Origin of the sequence: Sanguibacter antarcticus, from assembly GCF_002564005.1 — a bacterium.
In the GTDB taxonomy this organism is placed as follows: domain Bacteria; phylum Actinomycetota; class Actinomycetes; order Actinomycetales; family Cellulomonadaceae; genus Sanguibacter; species Sanguibacter antarcticus.
Window position 1 is genome coordinate 423,616 of record NZ_PDJG01000001.1, and the last position, 18,890, is coordinate 442,505.

Genomic DNA, 18,890 nt, shown 5'->3' on the forward strand with positions numbered 1-18,890 from the left:
GTCTCGCGGCGAGGTCCTCGGGCAAGAAGGGCACGACGGACAGTAGGCTCGGTGCATGGAACCGACCTCTTCTGACGTCACGAGCGCCACGCCCGCGTCCCCCTGGGACCTCTCGGCACTCATCAAGTCCTACGACGTGCGTGGCATCGTCCCCGAGCCCTTCAGCCCCGCGGTCGCCGAGGCGATCGGCGCCGCGTTCGCGACCGTCGTGGTCATCCCCGACGCGGGCGACGCGGCCGACGCGACACCTCCTGGTCTCGACGGCCCCGGCGCTGATGCGTCCACCGTCTCCACGGGGCGCCCCCGTGTCGTCATCGGCCACGACATGCGCGAGTCGGGTCCCGAGCTCGTCGGTGCGTTCGCCCGCGGGCTGACCACCGCTGGCATCGACGTCGTCCTCATCGGGCTGTGCTCCACCGACGGCCTCTACTACGCGTCGGGCGCGCTCGGTGTTCCGGGCGCGATGTTCACGGCCAGCCACAACCCGGCCGAGTACAACGGCATCAAGCTCTGCCGCAGCGCAGCACGCCCGGTGGGCCAAGACACCGGCCTCGCCCGGGTGCGCGAGCTCGCCGAGCAGTACCTCACCTACGGCCTCCCCGGTCCGGCGACCCAGCTCGGCCAGCTCACCGAGCGATCGATGCTCGCCGACTACGCCGCGTTCCTGCGGGGTCTCGTCGACATCTCCGGCATCCGACCGCTCAAGGTGGTCGTCGACGCAGGCAACGGGATGGGCGGCTACACCGTCCCCGCAGTCCTGGGCACCGGCGCCGGGCTGCCGGAGCTCCCGCTCGAGATCGTCCCGCTCTACTTCGAGCTCGACGGCTCCTTCCCCAACCACGAGGCCAACCCGCTCGAGCCGGCGAACCTCGTCGACCTCCAGGCTGCTGTCGTCGAGCACGGCGCAGACATCGGCATCGCGTTCGACGGCGACGCGGACCGCTGCTTCGTCATCGACGAGCGCGGCGAGCCGGTGAGCCCGTCAGCGATCACGGCGCTCGTCGGCCTGCGAGAGGTCGCCCGCGAGCAGGCCGCCGGCCGGACACCGACGATCATCCACAACCTCATCACGTCGGCTGCTGTCCCGGACCTCATGCGTGCCGCAGGCGCACGTGTCGTCCGGACCCGCGTGGGCCACTCGTTCATCAAGGCGCAGATGGCCGAGCACGACGCGGTCTTCGGTGGCGAGCACAGCGCGCACTACTACTTCCGTGACTTCTTCTTCGCGGACACCGGCATGCTCGCTGCGCTCCACGTGCTCGCGGCCCTCGGAGAGCAGCCGCACCCGCTCTCGGGGCTCGCCGAGGTCTACGAGCCGTACACGTCCAGCGGTGAGCTGAACTCTCGCGTCGACGACGTTCCCGCTGCGCGCGCACGTGTCGTCGAGGCCTATGTGGAGAAGCAGGGCGCCGGTCCGGTCACTGTCGACGAGCTCGACGGCCTGACGATCTCCCACTGGGACTCCACCCCGCAGTGGTGGTTCAACCTGCGCGCCTCGAACACCGAGCCGCTCCTGCGGCTCAACGTCGAGGCCGCGGACGAGGACATCATGGTCAAGGTGCGCGACGACGTGCTCGCCCTCGTCCGTGCAGCGGACGCGGAGAACAACGCGTGAGCGCCGCGACGGCCGCCGGTGGCCCTCTTCACGCGATCGACCCGTGGGTCCGGGCGATCCTGCGCTGCCCGGCGACGGGCGCCGAGCTCGTGGACGGATGGGGCCCGAACGGTGAGGCCGAGCTGCACTCCACTGCCGAGCAGGGCGCGCTCGCGTACCCTGTCCGCGACGGCATCCCGGTCCTCCTCGTCGACGACGCACGGGTGCTGTCGAGTCTCTGACGACCGAGCGGCACCTCCGCTCGGCTCGATCTCTCTTCTGCAGACCTGGAGCACGCATGTCAGCCCACGGTGGGTCCAAGGCGATCGTCGCCGCTCTCGTAGCGAACCTCGGGATCGCGGTCACGAAGTTCATCGCGTATCTGCTCACGCACTCGTCATCGATGCTCGCCGAGGCGGTCCACTCGCTGGCTGACTCCGGCAACCAGGCGCTCTTGCTGCTGGGGGGCAGGCGCGCTCGGCGCGAGGCAGACGACCGGCACCCGTTCGGCTACGGCCGCGAGCGGTACATCTACGCGTTCATCGTCTCGATCGTCCTGTTCAGCGTCGGTGGTCTCTTCGCCCTCTACGAGGCGTACCACAAGTGGTCGGACCCGCACGGGATCGAGTCCTGGCACTGGGTTCCCGTCGTCGTGCTCGTCGCTGCCATCGGTATGGAGGGCTTCTCCTTCCGCACCGCGGTCGTGGAGGCCAACCTCGTGCGCGGCAAGCAGTCGTGGGTGCAGTTCGTGCGGACCGCCAAGGCGCCCGAGCTGCCGGTGGTGCTCCTCGAGGACTTCGGTGCGCTCATCGGGCTGGTCCTCGCCCTCGGCGGCGTGAGCCTGACCCTCGTGACCGGTGACGGGCGCTGGGACGCGGCCGGGACGGGCTGCATCGGCGTGCTGCTCGTCATCATCGCGATCGTGCTCGCTCTCGAGACGAAGTCTCTCCTGCTGGGGGAGTCGGCGACCAAGGTTCAGGTCGCGGCCATCGAGGCGGCGCTCGTCGGGCCGGGCGTGCCGTCCGTCATCCACCTCAAGACCCTGCACCTCGGCCCTGAGGAGCTGCTCGTGGCCGCGAAGATCGAGGTTGACGTCCGTGAGGGCGCGGGCCAGATCGCGGACGCGATCGACGAGGCCGAGGCACGGGTGCGGTCTGCTGTGCCGATCGCCAAGCGCATCTACCTCGAGCCGGACCTCCGGGACGCGGTCGCTCCGACCATCTGATCCGCCCGTGCGACGCCTCAGACACCGCTGGCCGGGTCCCTCCATGAAGAGGGACCCGGCCAGCGATGCTCGTTCAGGTGCGTGACGTCAGGAGGCGTCTGCGGCAGCCTTGAGGTCGTCGACGAACGTGGGGTTCGCGTCGAGCCACTCGGTGACGGAACCTTCGTTGTCGTTGCCCTCGTTCTCGTTGAACATGATGTTCTCGAGCGAGAAGAGCTGCTCGTCGGTCAGCGTGAAGGCGCCGATCCACGATGCGAGCGTCGGGTAGTCCTCGGCGAAGCCGGTGCGGCCGACCGAGTTGATCTCCTCAGCCTCGCCCATGGCGCCCTCGGGGTCTTCGAGGTCGCGGATCGGGAAGGCGTCGTACGCCCAGTGCGGTGCCCACAGCGTGACGGCGACGTTCTCGCCGGCGTCCGTGGCGCCCTTGAGCTCGGCGAGCATCGCCGGCGTAGAGGAGACGACGAAGTCCATGTCCTCGAGGCCGTACGCCGGGATGGCGACGTCCTCCGTGATGCCGGTGAGGCCCGCGCCGGCCTCGATGCCGACGAGGCGGTTGTCGAACGCGTCAGCGTTCGCGGCCAGCTCGTCGAGCGAGGTGATGGGGGCGTCCTCGTTGACAGCGATGGTCAGCTTGGCCTCGGTGTACCAGGCACCGAGCTGCTCCATGTCGTCGCCGTACTCGTCGAGGTAGTCCTTGTGCGTGTTCGGCAGCCACATGTCGAAGTTCACGTCGAAGTCGCCGCCGGTGAGGCCGGTGTAGACGATGCCGGCGTCAGCCTCGGTGGCCTCGACGGTGTAGCCCTCGTCCTCCAAGATCGACTTGAAGAGGTACGAGACGGCGATGCCCTCGTCCCATCCGGAGTGGACTCCGATGGTGACGTCCTGGAGGTCACCGTTCTCGACGGTCGCTGCGGTGTCGGCATCCGTGGAGTCGGAGGAGTCGGACGAGCAGGCCGCGAGGGCGAGCGTCAGGGCGACACCCGTGACGAGGGCCACGGAGCGGCGGGTGGTGCGGGAAAGGTGTGCGGTGCGGTTGAACATCTGTTCCTTCCTGAGGGCGTCGGCCCGGATGGCCGACCACCGTGGGGGTGGAGGGGTGGTGCAGGAACCGTCAGGCCGACGCGATGGCGAGGGCCTTGGAGACGGGAGACTTTGCCGCGAGCGCTGACGTGACGCGGTCGAGGAAGATGGCGAGGATGACGACGGCGATGCCGGCCTCGAAGCCGAGGGCGATGTCGACGCGAGCCAGTGCCGCGACGACGTCGCCACCGAGGCCACGGGCGCCGACGAGGCCGGAGATGACCACCATCGAGAGGGACAGCATGATGACCTGGTTGATGCCGGCCATGATCGTCGGCATCGCCAGCGGGAGCTGGATCTGGCGCAGGATGCGTCCCTGGGTGGCGCCGAACGCGTGACCTGCTTCGACGACCTCCTTGTCGACCTGCCGGATGCCGAGCTCGGTGAAGCGGACGCCGGGGGCGAGCGCGAAGACGATGGTCGCGACGATGCCGGGAACCACGCCGGTGCGGAAGATGACGACGGTGGGGATGAGGTAGACGAACGCGGGCATCGTCTGCATGAAGTCGAGGATGGGTCGTAGCGTCTTGGAGACGTTGTCGTTGCGTGCCGCCCAGATGCCGAGCGGGATGCCGATGACGAGCGCGATGGTGCTCGCGAGCAGGACGAGGGACAGGGTGTCCATCGCGTTCTCCCACTGGTTGACAGCGGCGATGACGACGAACCCGGCGAGCGCGACGGTGGCGAGCTTCCATCCGTGCGCGAAGAAGGCGAGCGCGGCGAGGACGACGGCGACGATCCAGAACGGGGGTGCGCTGAGGACGAGGTCGAGGGCGTCGTAGGCACCGACGAGGACGGTCTTGATCTGGTCGAACACGATGTCGAACGTCGTGGTCATCCAGTCGATGAACGTCTCGACGGCGTCGCCGAGCTCGACACGGGGGATCCCGGTGCCGCTGGCGGCGGCTACCACGGTGGAGAGGCTCATGACTGTGCTCCCTGGGTCGAGGTGGCGGCGGCGTCGGACGGGGCGGCCGCGTCGTTGTCGGTGCTGTCGCTCCCCGCATCTGGGTCGTCGTCGCTCGGTGGGATGTCGGTGCTCGGCGGGACCATCGCTTCGAGGAGTGCGACGCGGGGGACTGCTCCGACGAGGCGGCCGGTGCTGTCGGTGACCGGCACCGGGAGCGTCGACTCGGCGGAGGGCGCGAAGATCTCGGCGAGCGAGGTGTCTTCGAGCACCGCGGTGACGACGTCGCCGTGCACGAGGCTCTCGAGGCTGGTGACGCCGTTGCGCTGGGCGGTGACGAGCTCGTGGTCGTAGACGACACCGCGCAGCATGCGGCTGCGGTCGATGACGTACGCAGCGGAGACCTGGGCCTCGCGCATGGTGTGCAGGGCCAGGCGCGGCCCGCTGTTGAGCGGGACGACGGCGGCGGGGCGGCGCATGACGGACGCGGCGGTGAGGACGCGTGTCCGGTCGACGTCGGCGACGAACTGCGCGACGTACTCGTTGGCCGGGTCGGAGAGGATCTCTTCGCTCGTGCCGATCTGGACGATGCGTCCGTCACGCATGACGGCGATGCGGTCGCCGAGGAACATCGCTTCGTTGAGGTCGTGGGTGATGAACACGATCGTCTTGCCGAGCTTGTTCTGGATCTCGACGAGCTGTTCCTGCATCTCGCGGCGGATGAGCGGGTCCAGAGCCGAGAAGGCCTCGTCCATGAGGAGGATGTCGGTGTCTGATGCGAGCGCGCGGGCGAGGCCGACGCGCTGGCGCATGCCACCGGAGAGCTCGGAGGGCAGGCGCTGCTCCCAGCCGCCCAGCCCGACGAGCTCGAGGGCCGTCATCGCCTTGGCGGTGCGCTCGTCGCGCGCCATGCCCTGGATCTCCAGGGGGTAGGCAGCGTTGTCGAGGACGGTGCGGTGAGGAAGGAGCGCATAGTGCTGGAAGACCATGCTCACGTTGCGCTGCCGGATGGTGCGGAGCTCTTTGCCGGAGGCCTTCGCGAGGTCGACCCCACCGATGCGGACGCTGCCGGCGGTGGGCTTCCACAGGCCGTTGAGCATTCGGATGAGGGTGGACTTCCCGGACCCGGAGAGCCCCATGACGACGAAGATCTCGCCTGCGGCGACGGTGAACGACGTGTCGATGACGGCCGCGGTCCCGTGGGACCGGACCTCGCTGCGGTCAGCGCCGGCGCGGAGGGCCTTGACGGCTTCCTGCGGGCGGCGGCCGAAGACCTTGTAGACGTTCTCGACCTCGACGACGTTCGCGCGGTCAGCATCCGCGGAGGTCGCTGTGAGGTCGTCTGCGGTGTCGTCTGCGGTGTCGTCGGGCTGCGAGCCAGGAATCGAGGTGTCGTTGCGTTCGGGGGGCATGCACGTCTCCGTTCAGTTGCCCCTCTCGGGGGCGTTCGCCGTTGATCACGGCTGCTGACCCGCACGTGGCGGGGCCGGCTGCAAGGACCCGCGCACGCTCTGGTGCGGCGGGGACCAGGATGTCGCGCTCCGTGCTGAACGTGAGCGAGCGGCGGTCGTGAGGCGCGCAGCCAAGCTGTTCGTCGGAGGTCGGACAGGCCGGTCAGGGCTGTTCGGTCTTCTCCACCATGCCTCATTCATGGCGAGTTGGCGACTAAATGGGCCTCCGAGGTCGGAAACCGAGTCCGATTCTTTACCGAACTGGGTCGACATGACCAGCAATGGAGTGCTTTCGCCAGCAATTCGGTGTCGTTCGTCACAAGGGGGGGGCGGACGAGATTTAGGGCCTGGGCCTGCGCAGGCCTCGAAGATCGAGGGTGCACCCGAGTAGTCTGGAACGGACCCGTCACAGCGATCTCGGAGCACCATGTCAGCGCAGAGCACGCACGCCTTCAGTGAAGTTCCCGGCAAGTACAAGGTCCGCGACCTCTCTCTCGCGGAGTCCGGCCGGCACCAGATCCGCCTGGCCGAGCACGAGATGCCGGGCCTCATGGCTCTGCGCGCCGAGTACGGCGAGAGCCAGCCGCTCGCAGGAGCGCGCATCGCGGGCTCTCTGCACATGACGGTCCAGACTGCCGTCCTCATCGAGACGCTCACGGCGCTGGGCGCCGAGGTCCGTTGGGCGTCGTGCAACATCTTCTCGACGCAGGACGAGGCCGCGGCCGCGATCGTGGTCGGCCCTGACGGGACGCCGGACGACCCTCGCGGCGTCCCGGTCTTCGCGTGGAAGGGCGAGACCCTCGAGGAGTACTGGGAGTGCGCCGAGCAGATCCTCGTCTGGCCGGCCGGTGACGACGACGACGCCGAGTACCGCGGCCCGAACCTCATCCTCGACGACGGCGGCGACGCCACGCTCCTCGTCCACCAAGGTGTCGCGTACGAGCGGGTGGGCTCGGTCCCCGCGGACACACGTCCGGGCGAGCCTGACCACTCGGACGAGAACAACGTGGTGCGCGGGCTCCTGCGCCGGGTCCTCCAGGAGGACCCGCTGCGCTGGTCCGTCGTCGCTGAGAACATCCTCGGCGTGACCGAGGAGACGACGACGGGCGTGCACCGCCTCTACCAGCTCGCCGACGCCGGTCACCTGCTCTTCCCGGCGATCAACGTCAACGACTCCGTGACCAAGAGCAAGTTCGACAACAAGTACGGCATCCGCCACTCCCTCCCGGACGGCATCAACCGTGCGACCGACGTCCTCATGGGCGGAAAGATCGCCTTCGTCGCTGGCTACGGTGACGTCGGCAAGGGCGCAGCCGAGGCTTTCCGCGGCCAGGGCGCGCGCGTCATCGTCTCGGAGATCGACCCCATCTGTGCGCTGCAGGCTGCGATGGACGGCTACCAGGTCGCCCGCATCGAGGACGTCCTCGGCGAGGCCGACTTCTTCATCACGACGACGGGCAACCGGGACGTCGTCACGGCGGAGCACCTCGTCGGCATGAAGAACAAGGCGATCGTCGGCAACATCGGACACTTCGACAACGAGATCGACATGGCTGGCCTCGCGGCGGTCCCGGGCATCACCCGCACGGAGATCAAGCCCCAGGTCCACGAGTGGACCTTCGAGTCCGGCACGTCGATCATCGTCCTGTCCGAGGGACGCCTGCTCAACCTCGGCAACGCGACGGGCCACCCGTCCTTCGTCATGAGCAACTCGTTCTCCAACCAGGTGATCGGCCAGATCGAGCTCTTCACCAAGGACGGGACGGACGAGGAGTACCCCACGGCCGTGCACCGTCTGCCGAAGATCCTCGACGAGAAGGTGGCGCGCCTGCACCTCGACGCGCTCGGCGTCCGCCTCACGGACCTGAGCAAGGACCAGGCGGAGTATCTCGGTATCGACGCCGCCGGCCCGTACAAGGCGGAGCACTACCGCTACTGAGACCAGGCACGGTGGGTGGTCCGGCTCAGCCGGGCCACCCACCGGCGGGCGCACGGGAGCGACGGTCCGAGGATGAGCATCATGAAGCGAACACCCGGCGCTGCACCAGCAGAGCTCCAGGAGCAGCAGGAGACGCTCCGGCCTCTGTTGTCCGTCCAAGGGCAGATGACCGTCCGGCGTGCCGAAGAGATCTTGCGCGAGTGGTCTGTCGAAGAGGTCCCGCCTCTCGAACGCGTCGGGTTCTGGTCGGCTCCTTTCGCTGCACGCACCTGGCGCGAGCTCGGGTACCTCACCATCGTCCTCGTCCTGTCGCCCCTCATGTTCGCCTATGTCGTCGTCGCGATCTCGCTGTCGGCCGCGCTGCTCTTCACGATCTTCGGCTGGATGGCCGTGCTCGGGGTGATGGTCATCGGTGCCCGTGGACCCGGTGGGGTCTCTCGTGGGCTGGCGCGCGGCACGCTGCGTGCACGGATCGCCACGCCACGCCCCTTCCGGCGCCAGGCGGGCTTCTGGCCCGGCGTGCGGGCCATGCTCTCGGACGGCCCCGGCTGGCGGGCGCTCGCGCACATGACGCTCGAGCTCCCGCTGACCGTCGCGTCGTTCGTCATCAGCTGGACGTTCCTCGCCGCGTCGCTCGGTGCGATGACCCACTGGTTCTGGGGGAGGTACCTCCCGGAGCAGCGTGCGTCCGACGGGACCGCGCACCGCGGAGTCCAGCTGAGCGCCGACTTCTTCGTCGACACCCCGCCCCGCTATGTGGCGTTCGCGATCGTCGGCCTGCTCTTCCTCTTCGTGTGGGCGGCGGTCAACCAAGGGCTCGTCCACGTCCACCGGCTCCTCGCCCAGAGCCTGCTCGGCCTCACGAAGGCGAGCGCCCGCGTCATCGCGCTCGAGCACGCGAGAGGTCACGCCGTCGAGGACGCTGACGCGACGCTGCGTCGCATCGAGCGTGATCTGCACGACGGGACGCAGGCGCGGCTCGTGGCTGTCGCGATGCAGCTGGGGGAGGCGCGCGACCACCTCCGTGGTGGGAACGGGTCGCCCGAGCTGAGCGATCTCATCGAGTCGGCGCACGCCTCGACGAAGGACGCTCTCGTCGAGCTCCGCGAGATCGCCCGCGGGATCCACCCGCCCGCGCTCGAGAACGGCCTGGCGGTGGCTCTCGAGACGCTCGCCGCCCGCAGCCCGCTGCCCACGGTCGTCGAGGTCGACCTGCCGGCCGACCCGAGGCTGCGTCCGGCGAAGGTCATCGAGACCATCACGTACTTCTGCGTGAGCGAGCTCCTCACGAACGCGATCAAGCACGCGCACGCGACCGGGCTGCACGTCCTCGTCGAGGAGATCGAGGGCTCGCTGCACCTGCGTGTCCGTGACGACGGCGTCGGGGGTGCGGTGGTGCTCGTACCGGACGCGGAGGGGCACCACAGCGGTCTCGCAGGTCTCTCAGAGCGCGTCCGCTCGGTCGACGGTACGTTCACCCTCTCCAGTCCGACGGGCGGGCCGACCGTCGTGACGATCCGCCTCCCGCTCCACATGTCCTGAAAGGTCTGCCGTGCGCATCCTCATCGCCGAAGACTCCGCCATCCTTCGTGACGGGCTCGTGGCGCTCCTCACCCGTCGAGGCCACGAGGTCGTGGGAGCCGTCGGCGACGGCGCCCAGCTCGTGTCGGCTCTCGCCGCGCTCCCGCCCGGGTCCCGTCCGGACGTCGTCGTCATCGACATCCGGATGCCGCCGACGTTCACGGACGAGGGGCTGCAGGCGGCCCTGGAGATCCGTGCGCTCGACGCTTCGCAGGGCGTGCTGCTCTTCTCCCAGTACGTCGAGACGAGGTTTGCCACGCAGCTGCTCGCGGGCGACTCTCGCGGGGTCGGCTACCTGCTCAAAGACCGGGTGGCCGACGTGTCGGACTTCATCGACGCGCTGGAGCGGATCGCGGCAGGGCACACGGTCCTCGACCCCGAGGTCGTCAACCAGCTCATGCGGAGCCCGAACCACGACGACGGGATCAGCCGGCTCACGCCGCGCGAGCGGGAGGTGCTCGAGATCATGGCCGAGGGACGCTCGAACACGGCGATCGCCGAACAGCTCGTGCTCTCCTACGGAGCTGTCGAGAAGAACGTCTCGTCGATCTTCTCCAAGCTCGACCTGCCGATCGACGCCGGAGACCACCGGCGCGTGCTGGCGGTCCTCAAGCTGCTCCAGGCCTGACCCGCGCGCCCGCCGCCGTCACGACGGGAGGCGGTCAGGAGGGGCGCAGACGGTCGGCGACGGCCTCGAGGACAGTCTCGTCGCCCGCGTAGATGCCCTCGGCCCGGGGCCAGTGGACGACGACGTCCGTGAACCCGAGGTCCTCGGCTCGCCCGACCTGGTCCCAGAAGCGCTCGGCGGACGTCAGCGAGTACGACTGCGAGTCGAGGTTGAGGTAGCGCGGCGTGCTGGCGGGCCGCCCGGCCTCGGCCAGCGCGTCGGTGAACCGGGCGGAGAGGCGGGCGACCGAGCCCCACCAGTCGTCCAGCGTGTCCTGCCCTTCTGCGCCGGTGGTGACCCACGCGTCCCCGCGACGGACCGCGACGGACATCGAGCGCGGTGCGTTGGCTGCGACGAGGAACGGCATGCGCGGCTGCTGCACGCAGCCGGGGATCGTCCGCGCCCCGTCGGCGCCGAAGTACGTTCCCGTCCGTGACGTCACGGGCTGCGTGAGGAGCTCGTCGAGCATGCTGACGAACTCGTCCAGGCGGTCGACCCGCGCCCCGGGGGTGAGCGGTGGTTGCCCGAGGACGGCCGCGTCGACGCCCAGGCCGCCGGCACCGACACCCAGGAGCATCCGGCCCTCGCTCATGTCGTCCAGCGTCATGAGCTCCTTCGCGAACGGCACAGGGTGCCGGAAGTTCGGCGACGCGACCCACGTCCCCAGCCGGATGGTGCTCGTCACGAGAGCGGCGCCCGCGAGCGTCGGCACGGTGGCGAACCACGGCTCGTCCGCGAGCGAGCGCCACGCGAGATGGTCATACGTCCACGCGTGGTCGAACCCGTACTCCTCCGCCCGGCGCCAGAGCCCAGCGGCCTGGCTCCATCGGTGCTGGGGGAGGATGACGATGCCGATGCGCACGGTGGTGCCTCTCAGGTGGTGGGGTCGGGGATGGAGTAAGGGAGCCGCTGGACCGTCTCGGCCTGCTCTGCGGCGAGCTCCTGGGCACGACGGGCGACACGCCACTCCCGGTCACGACGCTCGTGCAGGACCGCCATGAGGAACGCCTCGGGGTGAGTTCCCGCAGGCGGGGGCGGCGCGACGAAGCGCTCGACCTGCGCCGCGAGCTCGTTGCCGACCCGCACCCGAGACGTGGGGTGCAGGTTCTGCGTCCGGGCGAGGAACTGGCGGCACGCGAGGGCGAGACCGTCCGGGAGCCGTCGCATGTCGGAGCTCGCGGCCCAGGGGGCGAGACCCTGCGGCATGACGACGGTCGCGACGTTGACGCGCCCACCACGGATCCGGATGGCGTAGGTCCCGGCGAGCATGTCTCCGATGCGCTTGCCGCGGGTGTTCGTGAGCGAGGCGATGAGGGCGACAGAGCCGAGGGTGAACCACAGCTCTCCGACACCGACGAGCGCACGGACGAACGCGTGCCGCAGCCGCACCGGGCCGCCGTCGTCCCGGACCACCCGGATGCCGGCCGCGAGCTTGCCGAGGGACCTCCCGCGAGAGAGCGTCTCGACGGTGGTCGGCACGACGACCATCACGAGGACGATCGTCACGATGCGCACAGCGGGCGTGAACGCGCCGTCAGCGATCTCCAGGGCCCCGGTCGTGGCCCAGAGCAGCCCGAGGAGGACCACCACCTGGACGGCGATGTCGAGCGCGGAAGCGAGCATGCGGGTCGCGAAGGAAGCAGGCCGGGCGTCGAGCACCACACCTTCGCCGATGACGATGCCGTCGTCCACCGTCGGTCTCCTTCTCGCGTGGCCACTGCGGGTCGGTGGCGTTCTATGGCAGGGTATCGGTCGTGGACCTCGACGCCTTCTCCGACGTGCACTCTGGGGAGTGGTCGCGTCTCGATGCCCTGAGCCGGCGACGCAGGCTCACCGGCGCGGAGGCCGACGAGCTGGTCCGCCTCTACCAGACGGTCGCGACGCACCTGTCGATGATCCGGTCGAGCGCACCCGACCCCGTGCTCGTCTCACGGCTGTCCGAGACGCTCAACAGGGCACGCACCGTCATCGCCGGGGCGCACGAGCCCGCGTGGCGGGACCTGCGCCGCTTCGTCGTCGTCTCGCTCCCTGCGGCGCTCTACCGCCTGCGGTGGTGGACCCACGCGGTCACCCTCGCGTCGGTGCTCGTCGCTGTCGTCGCCGGCATCTGGGTCGCGACGACCGACACCGGCCTCGCCGCGGTCGGGACACCCAGCTACCGGGAGGAGTACGTCGACTCCGCCTTCGCGGCGTACTACGACCCGGGCGCGGACTTCGCTGCGGTCGTGTGGACCAACAACGCGTGGATCGCCGCGCAGGCTGTCGCCTTCGGCATCACCGGGGTGTGGCCGGTGTTCGTCATGCTCCAGAACGCCGTCCTCGTCGGAGCGATCGGCGGCATGATGGCCGCCTACGGCGAGCTCGAGCTCTTCCTCCAGCTCATCCTGCCGCACGGGCTCATGGAGCTCACAGCGATCTTCGTGGCCTGCGCCGCCGGGCTCAAGCTCTTCTGGACGCTCGTCGAGCCCGGCCCGCGCCCGCGCTCGCGAGCCGTCGCCGAAGAAGGACGGTCGTTGTTCACCGTCGCCGTAGGCCTCACGGCGGTCCTCGGTGTCTCCGGTCTCGTCGAGGGCTTCGTCACCGGGTCCAGCCTGCCCTGGTGGCTGAAGATCGTCATCGGAGCCTGCGTCCTCGCCGCGTTCTGGACCTACGTCCTCGTCCTGGGTCGCCGAGCGAGCCGTGACGGCGAGACCGGTGACCTCGACGCCGACCTCGCCGGTCACGTCCAGCCGGTCGCTGCCTGAACCCTGCGGGCGTCGGCCGAGACCGTCCGGGGCGTCAGCCGAGCAGGAACGCGAGCGCAGGCGCGCCCGCGACGAGCACCATGGCGAGCACCACGAAGATGGCGATGTTCCGGTTGCGGCGCGCGCGCCGGGTCGATCCGTCGGGTGTGTGTCGCATTACAGCCTTCCTGCGGCCTTGAGGGCCAGATACGTGTCGGCGAGCCGCGGTGCCAGGTCGTCTGGCAGCGCCGAGACCACGTCGACACCGTGACGGTTGAGGACCATTGTCGCCGCTAGACGCTCCAGCTCTCCACGCTCGGCGGCGGCCGCGTCGAAGATCTCGGCAGCGCTGCCGCGCCCTGCACGCAGCGCCGCGACCTCCGGGTCGGACACCGATGCGAGGACGACGGTGTGCAGGGACGCCAGCTGGTCGACCACCGGCAGGAGCCCGTTCGCCACGGCCGACGGGTCGAGCGTCGAGAGCAGGACGACGAGGGAGCGTTGCGACACGCGCTCGCGGATCGCACCGACGAGGCCAGGCCAGTCTGTCTCGACGAGCACAGGCTGGAGGATCGCGGTCGCGTCGGCGAGCGCGGGCAGGAGGCGTGGCCCTGCGGCACCGACGACGCGTGAGCGCACGGTGCGGTCGAACGCGAGGAGCTCGACCCGGTCGCCGGCCTTCGACGCGAGCGCACCGAGCAGGAGCGCCGCCTCGATGCTCGCGTCGAGGCGGGGCTGGTCGCCGACGCGTGCAGCCGACGTCCGTGCGGTGTCGAGGACGAGGATCACCCTGCGGTCACGTTCTGGCCGCCACGTGCGGACCACGAGGTCGGTGCTCCGTGCCGATGCGCGCCAGTCGATCGACCGGACGTCGTCCCCGAGCACGTACTCGCGCAACGAGTCGAACTCGGTTCCTTCGCCACGCACCTGGACGGCTGCGCGACCGTCCATCTCGCGCAGGCGAGCGAGCCTGCTCGGCAGGTGCTTGCGCGACGCGAACTCGGGCAGGACGCGCAGCCTGCCGGGCAGGGGGATCGAGAGCTGTCTGCCGGCGACGCCGAGCGGGCCGACCGTCCGCAGGGTCACGCTGCCGGCCTGGCGGTCGCCGCGTCGGCTCGGGACGAGCCGGGTGGTGAGCCGGACGGACTCGCCCGGTGGGACGCTCAGCGCGTGCCGGTTGTCCTCCGCGCCGGCCGAGGGCGGCCAGGCGTCGCGGGCGATCCCCCGCAGGGCCCGTGACGAGCCGTTCGTCACGACGACCACGGACGTGGTCGCCTCCGTGAGGCGGACCGCTCGCGCCACGGTGCGCTCGAGGGAGACCGCCCGTGGCGAGGCTGCGAGCAGCGCGTCGACGACGCAGACGACCAGGACGGCGACGGACCACAGGAGGACCGCACCGGCGCTGGCGGTCAGGACGACAGGGACGATCCCGAGAGCGGTGAGCGCGGCCGCGCGCCACGTGATGACCATGAGGAGGACCCGCCGGGTCAGCGGGGGACAGGGACGGACGCGAGCACGGCAGCGAGCACGCTCTCGGCGGTGACACCCTCGAGCTCGGCCTCGGGCCGGAGCTGGACACGGTGGCGCAGGGTCGGGTGCGCGAGCGCCTTGACGTCGTCCGGGGTGACGAACGAGCGCCCGCACAACCAGGCCCAGGCCCGGGACGTGGCGAGCAGGGCGGTGGCGCCACGGGGCGAGACCCCCAGCGACAGGGAGGGGGAGCGGCGGGTCGCCCGGCAGATGTCGACGACGTAGCCGAGCACCTCGGGCGCCACGCGCACGGTGGCGACCTCGGCACGCGCCTTCTCGAGCTCTGCGGCGGTCGTCGTGGCCTGCACCCCGGCCGCGCCGAGGTCGCGCGGGTCGAAGCCGGCGGCGTGCCGTGCGAGGATCTCGACCTCGTCCTCGCGCTCGGGCAGCGGGAGGAGCACCTTGAGGAGGAAGCGGTCCAGCTGTGCCTCCGGGAGCGGGTACGTGCCTTCGTACTCGACGGGGTTCTGGGTCGCGATGACGATGAACGGGTCCGGCAGCGGTCGAGGCGTCCCGTCGACGCTGACCTGGCGCTCCTCCATCGCCTCGAGGAGCGATGCCTGCGTCTTGGGCGGTGTGCGGTTGATCTCGTCGGCCAGGAGGAGGTTCGTGAACACGGGGCCTTCGCGGAAGCTGAACTCCGCGGTCCGGGCGTCGTAGACGAGGGAGCCGGTGATGTCTCCCGGCATGAGGTCCGGGGTGAACTGGACGCGCTTCGTGTCGAGGTCGAGCGACGCCGCGAGGGTACGCACGAGGAGCGTCTTCGCGACGCCGGGAACGCCTTCGAGCAGCACGTGGCCGCGGCACAGCAGCGCGATGAGGAGGCTCGTCACGGCTGCTTCCTGGCCGACGACAGCCTTGGCGACCTCGTCGCGCACACCCGCGAGGGCTGCGCGCAGCGTGGGGTCGGGCGTCGCCGGAGAGATCCCGTACTCGGGCGGTGTCGTGGTCGGGTCGGTCGGGCGGGGGACTCCAGGGGTGCTCACGCGCGGTGAACCTCGCTCTCCAGCTGGTCGAGCTCGATGGCCAGGCGCGCCAGGTCGGCGTCGTCGGCGGGTGGTGGTCCGTAGAGAAGACCGGCGACCTGTTCGGTGGGCCGGTCGGTGGCGCGGCTGACGGCGTCGATCATGGTCGGCGCGCCGGCCGAGCGAGGCACGCCCAGGCGGGCGGCCATGCGGTGTGCGGCCCCGGCGCGCAGCGCAGCCGCAGCGTGCCCCCACGCCCGGGCGCGCCGGTACAGCCGTCCGCGCCCGAGAGCCGTCTCGGACGAGGGCACCGTCACGGGAAGGTCCTCGGCCACGAGCGGTCCGAGCCGCCGACCTCGCCACAGGGCGCACACGATCCCGAGGACCACGAGCTGCAGGAAGAGGACGCCGGCCCACGGCGGCAGGAGGTCGCCCATCCCACCGCCCTCGGCCGCAGCGACCGGACGGTCGGGGATCAACCACACGAGCTCGTCCTCGTGGCCGAGCATCCGCAGTCCGAGCGTGGCAGCGCCGTCCGTGGTGATCTGCTCGTTCGTGAGCGGTCCCGCGTCGTCGAGCGCACGGACCACCGGGCCGGTGCTGGCGCTCTCGTCCGCAGGCAGCACCTGCGAGGTGAAGACGGCGTAGTGGCTCGCGCCTGCATCGCTCGTGAAGCACAGCACCGGCGCGCTCGACGACGCATCGTCCGAGGCGTCCGAGGCCTCGAGACCGCCACCTCTGCTTGTCAGGGTGCCGGCCGCGCGAGCGTCCGGGTCCGTGCAGCCGGCCGTCGTCGGGGTGGCGTCCGGGGACTGCTGGGCGTGGGCGACCTCGGACGTCGCCGCAGCGAGGAGCGTCGCCCCGGGGGCGACGAGCGCGATGGTGGCGCCGGTCTCGAGGAGGGAGCGAGCGACGTCGTCTGCCATGCCGTAGTCGTTCGCGACGAGGAGCGTGGTGCCGGGACCTGCTGCACCGATCGCCTCGGCGACCGACCTCGTGTACGTCACGTCCACGCCCTGGTCCATGAGCACCTGTGCGAGCGCCTGGCCACCGGTGGGCTCGGGGTTGTCCGGCGCGAACCGGGTGAGGGACCGTTCGGGCGTGAGGACCGAGGTCACGAGCACGGCGAGCAGCAGGGCGAGCATCCCGGCCACGGGCCAGCGCCAGCTGCGCAGCCTCGACCGCAGGGCACCGGCAGCCGTCGTGCGCGGTGCCGCGGCCGGCGTCGTCGGCCCTACCGTGGTCGTCACCGAGGTCGGCGCAGTGGTCGTCATGCCGTCGCGACCTTCCGGTCCGCGACGGGAACAGGCCGTCGGGCGTGCAGGGTGGCCTCGAGGCCTGCGACGGACGCGTACGAGCCGGCGTCTGCGGTCGTCGTGCCGTAGAGGAGCGAGTCGAACACGGCAGCCGACTCCCGGAGCGAGACTGCCTGGTCCGGGAAGCGGGGAGCGAGCTCCAGCGCAGCCTCGTGGGCGGTGCGCCCTGGCCGAGGATCGAGCAGGACGCGCTCTTCCGAGCGCCGGACGAGCGCGCGGAACGCGTCCAGGGTCGCGGTGACGAAATCACCGCGGGCCGCAGCCCCGGCAGCACCCGCCACGAGCTGGTCCGCGGTCCGGACGTCGTCGACGAGCACTCCGGGCCGCGTGCCGGCACGGCGCGACGCCCGCACAGGCCCGGCCACCGCGACAGCCACCGCGACCGTGACCACGACCGCTGCGCTCACGACGACAGCGCTCCAGGACACCGACAGCCCAGCGACCGAGATACCGTCGAGCAGACTGCCGAGCCAGGTGAGGAAGCGCTCCAGCAACGAGGGGCTGGTGTGATAGACGGGGTTCGTCAGCTCGTCCGTGAGCCACCGCCGTGCTGTGTCAGCATCGGGATCGACAGGGATCGCAGCGCCGAGCATCAGGCCGCGTCGGCTGCTGCCGCGAGCTCGACGTCGAGACCTTCGCGACGCATCCGCACGTCGATGTAGAGCAGCGCGATCACCGAGGAGAGGAAGGCGGTCGTGATCGTGTACGCGATGATCTGCGCCAGGGTCATGATCGCGATGCCTCCCGGCTCCACCGCGTAGCCGTCCGGGAAGAGCAGCTGCGTGATGATGGTCGCCGGGACGAGGATGAGCTGAGCGACCGCTCCCGTGATGAAGTTCGAGAGCAGGTAGATGCCGAAGAGGCGCCAGAACGACCGCCGGCTGAGCGTCCAGCCTCGACGGATCGCCTGCACGAGGCTCTGCCCCTCGAGGACATAGGTCGCCGACGTGAGCATGAAGCGCACCGACAGCCACACGGCCGCCACGACGATCACGCCCATGACAGCCAGGGTGACGACCGCGACAGCGAGGGCGCCGGCGGTCTGAGCGACGAAGTAGACCGCTGTGAGCAGTGCCGCGGCGAGCACAGCGATCGCCACGGACGGCATGAGTGCGATCGCGAGGAGCCCGAGCACCTTCGTGCGGACCTGGGCCCACAGGTCGCCGGTGGTGAACTCCTTGTTGAGGACCGAGCGGCTGATCGCGACGATGAGCAGCCCGGTCACGACGACCGAGGCGATCGAGACAGCGAGTGACACGAGGACCGTCGTCGAGAGCTGGCTCCCGAGGGTGTCGAACCCGGCCTCGCCCGTGGGGTCGAGGTCCCCGACGAGGTCACCGAGCCACCGGTTGGCAGCCGGAGCGAGGAGGTATGCGACGACCGTCGCGATGATCGTCGCGATCGCGATGACGAGGGCGACGACGCCGAGCATGACCTTGGGGTTGCGTCGGATCGCGCCGAACGCGCCGTCGTAGATCTCGCCCAGCCCGAGCGGGCGCAGCGGGATGATGCCTGGACGCGGGGCGAGGGGCCGGTACCCGGCCCCGCCGAACCCCTGCGGTGCACCGTACGCAGACCCTGAGGGCGGCTGTCCGCCGTACTGCTGTCCGCCGTACTGCTGGCCGGGCAGAGGGCCGCCGGGTGCAGCCGGGTACGGCGGCATCCCGGGTGCGGGCGCGCCAGTGTCGGTGGGACCGTACTGACCGTACCGGGGCTGCGCGGGCGGCTGCTGGGTGTATCCCACCGACTCGGTCGGCTGACCCCACCCGGTGCTCGAGCCCTTCGTCAGCGGTCCCGGCTCGGGGTGCGCAGCTGGAGCCTGTGGCGCGCCCTCGGGCGGCACGAACGGCTGGGTGGCGGGGTCGGTGCGGTCCTCGGGCGACGTCATCGGTGTCTCGACCTCTAGCTCTGT

Annotated in this window: 18 protein-coding genes; 7 read left to right on the forward strand and 11 right to left on the reverse strand. The window is 70.4% G+C overall.

Annotation, left to right across the window (positions count from 1 at the left end; genetic code table 11):
- The first annotated feature begins 55 nt into the window (after window positions 1-55).
- The 3 genes from ATL42_RS01900 to ATL42_RS01910 are packed head-to-tail and all read left to right on the forward strand — an operon-like array spanning window position 56 to window position 2,819.
- On the forward strand, window positions 56-1,615 hold the full coding sequence (locus ATL42_RS01900; protein ID WP_098453903.1) for a phosphomannomutase/phosphoglucomutase: 1,560 nt from the start codon (window positions 56-58) through the stop codon (window positions 1,613-1,615).
- Window positions 1,612-1,836, forward strand: a complete 225-nt coding sequence (locus ATL42_RS01905; RefSeq protein WP_098453904.1) for a Trm112 family protein — start codon at window positions 1,612-1,614, stop codon at window positions 1,834-1,836. The genes ATL42_RS01900 and ATL42_RS01905 overlap by 4 nt, the downstream gene beginning before the upstream one ends.
- Window positions 1,837-1,892: 56 nt before the next feature.
- On the forward strand, window positions 1,893-2,819 hold the full coding sequence (locus ATL42_RS01910; protein WP_098453905.1) for a cation diffusion facilitator family transporter: 927 nt from the start codon (window positions 1,893-1,895) through the stop codon (window positions 2,817-2,819).
- 87 nt (window positions 2,820-2,906) lie between these two features.
- On the opposite strand, the gene ATL42_RS01915 is transcribed toward ATL42_RS01910, so the two are convergent.
- The 3 genes from ATL42_RS01915 to ATL42_RS01925 all read right to left on the reverse strand — a co-directional run bounded on the left by ATL42_RS01915 (window position 2,907) and on the right by ATL42_RS01925 (window position 6,218).
- Window positions 2,907-3,860 (reverse strand): glycine betaine ABC transporter substrate-binding protein, encoded by a 954-nt coding sequence (locus ATL42_RS01915; protein WP_098453906.1) that lies wholly within the window; start codon window positions 3,858-3,860, stop codon window positions 2,907-2,909.
- Window positions 3,861-3,930: 70 nt separating this feature from the next.
- A complete protein-coding gene (locus tag ATL42_RS01920) occupies window positions 3,931-4,827 on the reverse strand; it encodes an ABC transporter permease (RefSeq protein ID WP_098453907.1) in 897 nt (298 codons plus the stop codon).
- Entirely contained in the window at window positions 4,824-6,218 is a 1,395-nt protein-coding gene (locus ATL42_RS01925) for a quaternary amine ABC transporter ATP-binding protein (protein WP_098453908.1), read from the reverse strand. The genes ATL42_RS01920 and ATL42_RS01925 overlap by 4 nt, the downstream gene beginning before the upstream one ends.
- A 466-nt stretch (window positions 6,219-6,684) precedes the next feature.
- Between ATL42_RS01925 and ahcY the strand changes: the two genes are divergently transcribed.
- The 3 genes from ahcY (at window position 6,685) to ATL42_RS01940 (ending at window position 10,405) form a co-directional block, all read left to right on the forward strand.
- A complete protein-coding gene (gene ahcY, locus ATL42_RS01930; protein ID WP_098453909.1) occupies window positions 6,685-8,196 on the forward strand; it encodes an adenosylhomocysteinase in 1,512 nt (503 codons plus the stop codon).
- A gap of 81 nt (window positions 8,197-8,277) precedes the next feature.
- Complete coding sequence (locus tag ATL42_RS01935) at window positions 8,278-9,738, forward strand: sensor histidine kinase (RefSeq protein ID WP_245862001.1); 1,461 nt, start codon at window positions 8,278-8,280, stop codon at window positions 9,736-9,738.
- A gap of 10 nt (window positions 9,739-9,748) precedes the next feature.
- Window positions 9,749-10,405 (forward strand): response regulator transcription factor, encoded by a 657-nt coding sequence (locus tag ATL42_RS01940; RefSeq protein ID WP_098453911.1) that lies wholly within the window; start codon window positions 9,749-9,751, stop codon window positions 10,403-10,405.
- 34 nt (window positions 10,406-10,439) lie between these two features.
- Here the strand turns inward: ATL42_RS01940 and ATL42_RS01945 are convergent, their stop codons facing one another.
- Complete coding sequence (locus ATL42_RS01945) at window positions 10,440-11,306, reverse strand: LLM class flavin-dependent oxidoreductase (protein WP_098453912.1); 867 nt, start codon at window positions 11,304-11,306, stop codon at window positions 10,440-10,442.
- Between the two features lie 11 nt (window positions 11,307-11,317).
- Entirely contained in the window at window positions 11,318-12,136 is an 819-nt protein-coding gene (locus tag ATL42_RS01950) for an RDD family protein (protein ID WP_098453913.1), read from the reverse strand.
- A gap of 62 nt (window positions 12,137-12,198) precedes the next feature.
- Between ATL42_RS01950 and ATL42_RS01955 the strand changes: the two genes are divergently transcribed.
- Window positions 12,199-13,188 carry a stage II sporulation protein M gene (locus ATL42_RS01955; protein WP_098453914.1) on the forward strand — a complete coding sequence of 330 codons (990 nt, stop codon included), beginning with the start codon at window positions 12,199-12,201 and terminating at the stop codon, window positions 13,186-13,188.
- A 34-nt stretch (window positions 13,189-13,222) separates the two neighbouring features.
- Here ATL42_RS01955 and ATL42_RS16825 read toward each other — a convergent pair whose 3' ends face one another.
- Genes ATL42_RS16825 through ATL42_RS01980 form a run of 6 tightly spaced genes read right to left on the reverse strand, consistent with a single transcriptional unit; the run spans window position 13,223 to window position 18,866 of the window.
- Window positions 13,223-13,345 carry a hypothetical protein gene (locus ATL42_RS16825; protein ID WP_281254263.1) on the reverse strand — a complete coding sequence of 41 codons (123 nt, stop codon included), beginning with the start codon at window positions 13,343-13,345 and terminating at the stop codon, window positions 13,223-13,225.
- Entirely contained in the window at window positions 13,345-14,637 is a 1,293-nt protein-coding gene (locus ATL42_RS01960) for a DUF58 domain-containing protein (RefSeq protein ID WP_098453915.1), read from the reverse strand. Before ATL42_RS01960 ends, ATL42_RS16825 begins: the two co-directional genes overlap by 1 nt.
- Window positions 14,638-14,654: 17 nt before the next feature.
- The gene (locus tag ATL42_RS01965) at window positions 14,655-15,683 is read right to left on the reverse strand and encodes an AAA family ATPase (RefSeq protein ID WP_169925316.1); all 1,029 of its coding nucleotides are present in this window, start codon (window positions 15,681-15,683) and stop codon (window positions 14,655-14,657) included.
- Window positions 15,680-16,936 (reverse strand): DUF4350 domain-containing protein, encoded by a 1,257-nt coding sequence (locus ATL42_RS01970; protein WP_098453916.1) that lies wholly within the window; start codon window positions 16,934-16,936, stop codon window positions 15,680-15,682. Before ATL42_RS01970 ends, ATL42_RS01965 begins: the two co-directional genes overlap by 4 nt.
- Complete coding sequence (locus tag ATL42_RS01975) at window positions 16,933-17,571, reverse strand: DUF4129 domain-containing protein (RefSeq protein WP_098453917.1); 639 nt, start codon at window positions 17,569-17,571, stop codon at window positions 16,933-16,935. The genes ATL42_RS01970 and ATL42_RS01975 overlap by 4 nt, the downstream gene beginning before the upstream one ends.
- The gene (locus tag ATL42_RS01980) at window positions 17,571-18,866 is read right to left on the reverse strand and encodes a glycerophosphoryl diester phosphodiesterase membrane domain-containing protein (protein WP_098453918.1); all 1,296 of its coding nucleotides are present in this window, start codon (window positions 18,864-18,866) and stop codon (window positions 17,571-17,573) included. The genes ATL42_RS01975 and ATL42_RS01980 overlap by 1 nt, the downstream gene beginning before the upstream one ends.
- Window positions 18,867-18,890: the final 24 nt, after the last annotated feature.

Excerpts from the sequence above, each read along its gene's own strand:
- ATL42_RS01900 (WP_098453903.1), top strand. The coding sequence starts at position 56 with ATGGAACCGACCTCTTCTGACGTCACGAGCGCCACGCCCGCGTCCCCC.
- ATL42_RS01910 (WP_098453905.1), top strand. The coding sequence starts at position 1,893 with ATGTCAGCCCACGGTGGGTCCAAGGCGATCGTCGCCGCTCTCGTAGCG.
- ATL42_RS01915 (WP_098453906.1), bottom strand. The coding sequence starts at position 3,860 with ATGTTCAACCGCACCGCACACCTTTCCCGCACCACCCGCCGCTCCGTG.
- ATL42_RS01920 (WP_098453907.1), bottom strand. The coding sequence starts at position 4,827 with ATGAGCCTCTCCACCGTGGTAGCCGCCGCCAGCGGCACCGGGATCCCC.
- ATL42_RS01925 (WP_098453908.1), bottom strand. The coding sequence starts at position 6,218 with ATGCCCCCCGAACGCAACGACACCTCGATTCCTGGCTCGCAGCCCGAC.
- ahcY (WP_098453909.1), top strand. The coding sequence starts at position 6,685 with ATGTCAGCGCAGAGCACGCACGCCTTCAGTGAAGTTCCCGGCAAGTAC.
- ATL42_RS01935 (WP_245862001.1), top strand. The coding sequence starts at position 8,278 with ATGAAGCGAACACCCGGCGCTGCACCAGCAGAGCTCCAGGAGCAGCAG.
- ATL42_RS16825 (WP_281254263.1), bottom strand. The coding sequence starts at position 13,345 with ATGCGACACACACCCGACGGATCGACCCGGCGCGCGCGCCGCAACCGG.
- ATL42_RS01960 (WP_098453915.1), bottom strand. The coding sequence starts at position 14,637 with ATGGTCATCACGTGGCGCGCGGCCGCGCTCACCGCTCTCGGGATCGTC.
- ATL42_RS01970 (WP_098453916.1), bottom strand. The coding sequence starts at position 16,936 with ATGACGACCACTGCGCCGACCTCGGTGACGACCACGGTAGGGCCGACG.
- ATL42_RS01975 (WP_098453917.1), bottom strand. The coding sequence starts at position 17,571 with ATGCTCGGCGCTGCGATCCCTGTCGATCCCGATGCTGACACAGCACGG.
- ATL42_RS01980 (WP_098453918.1), bottom strand. The coding sequence starts at position 18,866 with ATGACGTCGCCCGAGGACCGCACCGACCCCGCCACCCAGCCGTTCGTG.